A 5,814-nucleotide genomic window follows, 5' to 3' on the forward strand; every position below is an offset into this window, starting at 1 on the left:
ATCTTATCATTCGAAAAAGGCTGCAGGGCCCTCTCAGTCACCTGCGGTGACAGCTCTCCCAAAGGGAGAGCCAAGGGGCTGCACCCCATTACATAGTATGTTGACGTGAAAAATGGAGCGTATCTGTATCGATACGCTCCATTGACTGTTTTATGAACACCCATCTAAATGGGCGGCCGCGTCGCTTTCAATCGGCGCTTGGGAGCCGCGTTCTGCAGGCTGGGCAGTGAGGACGGAGGCAGGGGTTCTCTCGGGAACAGCGGCGTGCTGTACACAGGCATAAAAAGAGCCGCCCAGGTGCTTCGGTCGCTGGGCTACCGAAGCGGTAGCCCAGACGGTTCGCACAAGAGCGGCTATATTGGAAGTATAGCATACGTCGCCGACGGTGTCAAGATATCCGGAGGAAAATTACAAGTGTGATCGGCCGCTGCAGAAAAAAGACAGAGCAACCGGAAAATCAAGACTAGTTCCGCCGTTTCCGACGGGTGGGCTAGTACTCCGGATGCTCTGTCAGAGAAAAAATAGCACGAATAGAGGGGAATGTCAAGCAGAAATCGTCAAGCAGATCGCAAAGTAGCCGGAGGCCAAGGCGGCGAGCCTTGTGGACAAACGGGAGAATAAAACTTCAATATACAAGAGCAGAGAGTATAACACCCTTGCGAATGCGGTCAACATTGGACTGCAGGATTCTGCACGGGCTACGGCAGCTTCTCGAGCAGCTCCGGCAGGCTCAGGCCCGTCTCACGGGCGATGCGTGCCAGATCGTCGAATTCATATTTTTTGCGGGAAACGCCATAGCCGCCCGCCTGCTTGCAGCGCACCGGTCCCCACGGACTGTCGGTCTCGCTGACGCTGCGCTGCAGCGCCGTCCGGCTGCAGCGGTGCTCCCGCACGCCGAGCGTCGTTGTATCGTGCAGAAATACTTCCAGTACAGCCTGCCGCTTTTCCGGGCGGCACAGCGCGCTCAGCAGTACGCCGGGGCGCGATTTTTTCATGCCGATGGGCGTCGTCCATGCGTCGAGTGCCCCTGCCTCCAGCAGACGCTCCAGCGCAAAGCCGATGGCCTCCGGCGTCATGTCATCCAGATTGCAGGCAAGCTCCAGCACGTCCTCCGCGCTGTCCTCCGTCTCGCCCAGCAGGGCGCGGACGCAGTTGGCGGCGGAGAAGTCCTTGCGGCCCATGCCATAGCCGATGTGCTCTACGCGCATGGGCGGCATATCGCCGAAGCGCGCGGCAAACTGCGTCAGCAGGGCAGCGCCGGTCGGCGTGCACAGCTCGCCTGCGATGTGCCCGCCGTAAATGGGAACGCCGCGCAGCAGAATGGCCGTCGCCGGGGCGGGAACGGGGAGAATGCCGTGGGCGCAGCGGACGTGGCCGCTGCCGACGTGCACGGGCGAGACGATGATCTGCTCCGGCGCGAGCCGCTCAAGCAGCAGGCACACGGCTGTGATGTCCGCAAGCGCGTCCATCGTGCCGACCTCATGAAAGTGGATCTGGTCGACCGGCCTGCCGTGGGCCTCGCTCTCTGCTGCGGCCAGACGGCCATAGACGGCGAGGATATTGTCCCGCACACGCTGCGGGACCGGCAGGGCCGCAATGCGCGCGCGGATGTCCGCCATGCCGGTGTGGGAATGAGAGTGTTCATGGGCATGCTCATGGTCATGCTCGTGAACATGACTGCAAGCATGTGTGTGCGCCAGCGGGACGTCCTCACTCTCCTCCTCTGCGCCGTTCACGGTCACGGAGAGCTGCGTGCCGCAGACGCCGCACTTTTCGGTGCGCACGGCCGTGGTGACAACGCCGGGGATGCCCAGCGCATTGAGCTCCTGCAGAAATGCCTTCGGCTCCGGCAGCAGCTCGAGCAGCGCCGCCGTGAGCATATCGCCCGCAGCGCCCATGCCGCAGTCAAGATACAGTGTTTTCATGGCTTGGCCCCCATATGATTGATCATGCTGGCAAGATAGCCCGCGCCGAAGCCGTTGTCGATGTTCACGACGGAAACGCCGCTGGCGCAGGAATTCAGCATGGAAAGCAGCGCGGCAACACCGCCGAACGACGCACCATAGCCAACGCTCGTCGGCACGGCAATGACGGGGCAGTCGACCAGTCCGCCGATGACGCTGGCAAGCGCGCCCTCCATCCCGGCGATGGCGATGATGGCGCGCGCACCCATCAGCTCGTCCAGACTGGCGAGCAGACGGTGCAGCCCGGCCACGCCGACGTCATACAGCCGCACGACGCGGTTTCCGAGCACCTCGGCTGTGAGCGCTGCCTCCTCGGCGACGGGAATGTCGCTCGTACCGCCGGTCGCGACGACGATCTTCCCGTCGCCGTCCGGCTCCGGCAGCGGCCCGACGATGCCGATACGGGAGGCTGCGTCATAGGTGAGCGCTGCGCGCTCCTGCAGATAGGCTGCGGCCTCCGGCTTCATGCGCGTGATGAGCACGGTCTTCTGCCCGCTGCGCTGCAGGGAATCGACGATGCCAGCGATCTGCTCCGGCGTTTTGCCCGCGCCGTAGATGACCTCGGCCGCGCCCTGCCGCAGACGGCGGTGATGGTCGACGCGCGCATAGCCGAGGTCCTCAAACGGAGCCTCGCGCAGCTGCAGGGCCGCGTCCGCGACGGAAATGCTTCCGTCGCGCACCTGCGTGAGCAGGGCGGTGAGAGAATTATGCATGGCGCGCCTCCAAATCGAGCAGAACTGCCCGGTAATCGGGCTTCAGGGCCGCGACGATCTCGTCGTGCTGGGCCAGCGCCCGGGAAAGCTGATCTGCCGGGAACTGCAGGCGGGCGCAGCCGTCCAGCAGGCGGACGCGGAAGTCCGTGTAGCCCTGCGAGAACAGCCAGCCCTCGGCGCGCTCCGTGGCGGCCAGCAGCTCCGGCGTGATGCGCGTGCCGGTGGGGACGCGCGTGGCAAGGCAGGCATAGGCGGGCTTGTCCCAGGTGAACAGCCCGGCCTCGTGCGACAGACGGCGAATTTCCGCCTTCGTCAGGCCGCATTCGCGCAGAGGCGAGCGGACGTCCATCTCGCGCAGGGCTCGCATACCGGGGCGGTCCCCGGCGTCGTCCGAGGCATTCGTGCCGTCGAGGATGAGCGTGAACCCGTCCCCGGCTGCCGCGCGCTTCAGATTTCCGAAAATATTTTGCTTGCAGTAGTAGCAGCGGTTTGCAGGATTGCGCGCCACATCCTCGGAGGACAGGGCATCCAGCTCCAGCACGGTCAGCTTCGCACCGACGCTCTCGGCCAACCGCCGCGCGTCGTCCAGCTCAAACTGCGGCTGGAACGCCGTCTTGGCAAAGTAAGCGTGCACGTCTGCACCGCACTGCACCGCAGCATACAGCAGATACGACGAATCCACGCCGCCCGAAAACGCGATGGCAGCGCGCGCGTTTTCCGCGAAAAATTCCTGTAGGGTCATGATGGGGTGTCTCCTTCCTGCTCCGGACACGGCGTGAGCCGCGCGCGGAAAGAAATGCGCCGCGGGGTCGGCAGTCCGTCAAAGCGGATGAGCCAGGCCTGCTTTGCCTCGTCGAGCTCCAGCATGGTGCCCGTGCCGAGAATGCTGTGCCGCACGCGCTGGCCGGGCCGGAAGGCGGCGGTGTCCGCGCTGCCGCGCAGCGTGCGTTCGCTTATGGCAATGTAGCCGCGGGCGTTATCCAGCAGCATATCGTCGCGCTCACCGCTCTGCTCCAGAAGGCCGGGGTCGATGTCGAGCAGGAAGCGCGAGGGATAGCGGTCGGTTCCGTCAAAATTGCGTCCGGCGGCCTCGGAGAGGTACAGCCCCTGCTCCGCGCGTGTCATTGCGACGAAGGCCAGCCGTCGCTCCTCCTCCATGGCGGGGAGGGTCCGGATCTTTTTCGAGGGGAACAGTCCCTCGTTCATCGCGCACAGGAATACATGGGGGAATTCCAGCCCCTTGGCCGTGTGCACGGTCATCAGCTTCACGCGGTCGCTGCTGTCGCCCGCGTCGGCGTTTGTAAACAGGGCCACATGGGCCAGATAGTGCTCGAGCGTGCATTCCTCACCGCATGTCGTTTCATATTCATAGACAGACTGCTTCAGCTCTGCCAGATTGTCCAGCCGCTCTTGACTGCCCTCCGTGCGGAGCATGGCCTCATAGCCGCTTTCGTGCAGGATGGCGGACAGGACCTCCGAGACGGACCGGCCGGAGCAGTCGGACGAAAAGGCATCGATGAGCGAGACGAAGCGTGCCGCACCCGTGCCGCGGAAGGCCTCCGTGCCGACGCTGCGGCGCAGGGCCGTGAACAGCGAACAGCCCTCCTGTGCGGCCTGCTCCTGCAGCAGCCTGCGGCGGCGCTCGCCGATGTTGCGCTTCGGCTGGTTGACGATGCGCAGGAACGACAGGTCGTCCTGACAGGCAATCATGCGCAGGTAGGACAAGGCGTCCTTGATCTCGGCGCGGCCGAAAAACTGCACGCCGCTGTAGATGGTATAGGGGATCTTCTCCCGCTGGAGCACCTCCTCGACCGTCCGCGTGAGATAATGCGCGCGGTAGAGCACGGTCATGTCGCGGTAGGGCGTCCCGCCGTCGTGCAGGGCCTGCATCTGCGCCGCCATCCACGCGGCCTCGTCCGCCGCGCTGCGCGCGTGGTGCAGACGGACCGGTGCGCCGTCCGGCAGGGTGGGGAGCAGGGATTTTTCCATGCGGTCCGTGTTTCTGGCGATGAGCGAATTTGCCACGGACAGGATCTGCGGTGTGGAGCGGTAATTTTCCATCATCAGGATCGTCCGCGTACCGGGAAAGACCTGATCGAAGTCCAGCAGATACCGGATGTTTGCTCCGCGCCAGGTATAGATCGTCTGGTCGGGATCACCCACGACGAAGAGATTGTGGTGATAGCCGCACAGCACCTGCATCAGCGTGTATTGCGGCTCGTCGATGTCCTGAAATTCGTCGACCATGATGTATTCCAGCCGCTGCTGCCACTTGAGCCGGATGTCCGCATCCTGCTCGAAGATATAGAGCGTGAATTTCAGCAGATCGTTGTAGTCCAGCCCGAAGCATTTCTTCTGCTGGTAGAGATAGCCATAGAAAATGATGTCGTCCGGGGCTTCGGCCTGCAGATATTTCTGCTGCAGCGTCTCGAGCGACAGCGTGATGAGATCGAGATAATACTGCGGCTCCTTCTTGAGCTTGCGGAGCTCGATCATGTCCCGCGCCGCGCTGAAGGTCATGGCGCGCAGCGTCAGCCCGCGCTCCTCATAGATGATGCGGAGCATGGCGTCGATGTCGCTGTTGTCAAGCACGAGAAAGCGCCGCGGATACTGCACGGCGTGGCTGTCCTCCTGCAGGACGGTCACGCAGAAGCTGTGGAACGTGCAGATATAGCCCGTGTCCTCGTCGCCCGTCAGAGCGTGGATGCGCTGGCGCATCTCGGCGGCAGACTTGTTCGTGAACGTCACGCACAGGATGTTGCCGGGCAGCGTGCCGACCTCGTTCACAAGGTAGGCGAAGCGCCGCGCCAGTGCGCGCGTCTTGCCGGAGCCTGCGCCCGCGATGACACGGACATAGCCCTCTGTGGCCGTGACGGCCTCCCGCTGGGCCGCGTTCAGCCCGCTCAGCAGATCGTCCATGCGTGTTCGCCCCCTTTCCCGAAAAATAATAGCACAAAATCGGACGAAATACAAGCGCGAGCCGGGCGGGCTTGCGCACTGCCTGCCAATATGCTACAATATTACTTGGGAAACTCTGAATAAATCATCTGCGGCGGATGGCGGATCTTTTTCGTCAATCCATCGGTATGAAAAACTTGAAATACACAAAGTATTCCTGCGTTTTCCATACCTCGACT

4 protein-coding genes are annotated in these 5,814 nt (G+C 63.0%); all 4 read right to left on the minus strand.

Annotated features, from left to right (window positions below; genetic code table 11):
* Positions 1-698 precede the first annotated feature (698 nt).
* From larC to WMO66_RS03695, 4 genes are read right to left on the minus strand one after another with little or no spacing between them, the layout of a single operon-like run.
* Positions 699-1,925, minus strand: coding sequence for a nickel pincer cofactor biosynthesis protein LarC (gene larC, locus WMO66_RS03680; RefSeq protein WP_349135030.1), 1,227 nt, complete (start codon positions 1,923-1,925; stop codon positions 699-701).
* Positions 1,922-2,677, minus strand: coding sequence for a nickel pincer cofactor biosynthesis protein LarB (gene larB / locus WMO66_RS03685; protein WP_349135031.1), 756 nt, complete (start codon positions 2,675-2,677; stop codon positions 1,922-1,924). The genes larC and larB overlap by 4 nt, the downstream gene beginning before the upstream one ends.
* Positions 2,670-3,419 carry an ATP-dependent sacrificial sulfur transferase LarE gene (gene larE, locus WMO66_RS03690; RefSeq protein ID WP_349135032.1) on the minus strand — a complete coding sequence of 250 codons (750 nt, stop codon included), beginning with the start codon at positions 3,417-3,419 and terminating at the stop codon, positions 2,670-2,672. The genes larB and larE overlap by 8 nt, the downstream gene beginning before the upstream one ends.
* Entirely contained in the window at positions 3,416-5,596 is a 2,181-nt protein-coding gene (locus WMO66_RS03695; RefSeq protein ID WP_349135033.1) for an ATP-dependent helicase, read from the minus strand. The genes larE and WMO66_RS03695 overlap by 4 nt, the downstream gene beginning before the upstream one ends.
* Positions 5,597-5,814 lie beyond the last annotated feature (218 nt).

Origin of the sequence: Faecousia intestinalis, assembly GCF_040096185.1 — a bacterium.
Classification (GTDB): domain Bacteria; phylum Bacillota; class Clostridia; order Oscillospirales; family Oscillospiraceae; genus JAZOXB01.

Bases quoted from the DNA above. Each gene is read 5' to 3' on its own strand.
- larC (WP_349135030.1), bottom strand. From the start codon at position 1,925: ATGAAAACACTGTATCTTGACTGCGGCATGGGCGCTGCGGGCGATATG.
- larB (WP_349135031.1), bottom strand. From the start codon at position 2,677: ATGCATAATTCTCTCACCGCCCTGCTCACGCAGGTGCGCGACGGAAGC.
- larE (WP_349135032.1), bottom strand. From the start codon at position 3,419: ATGACCCTACAGGAATTTTTCGCGGAAAACGCGCGCGCTGCCATCGCG.
- WMO66_RS03695 (WP_349135033.1), bottom strand. From the start codon at position 5,596: ATGGACGATCTGCTGAGCGGGCTGAACGCGGCCCAGCGGGAGGCCGTC.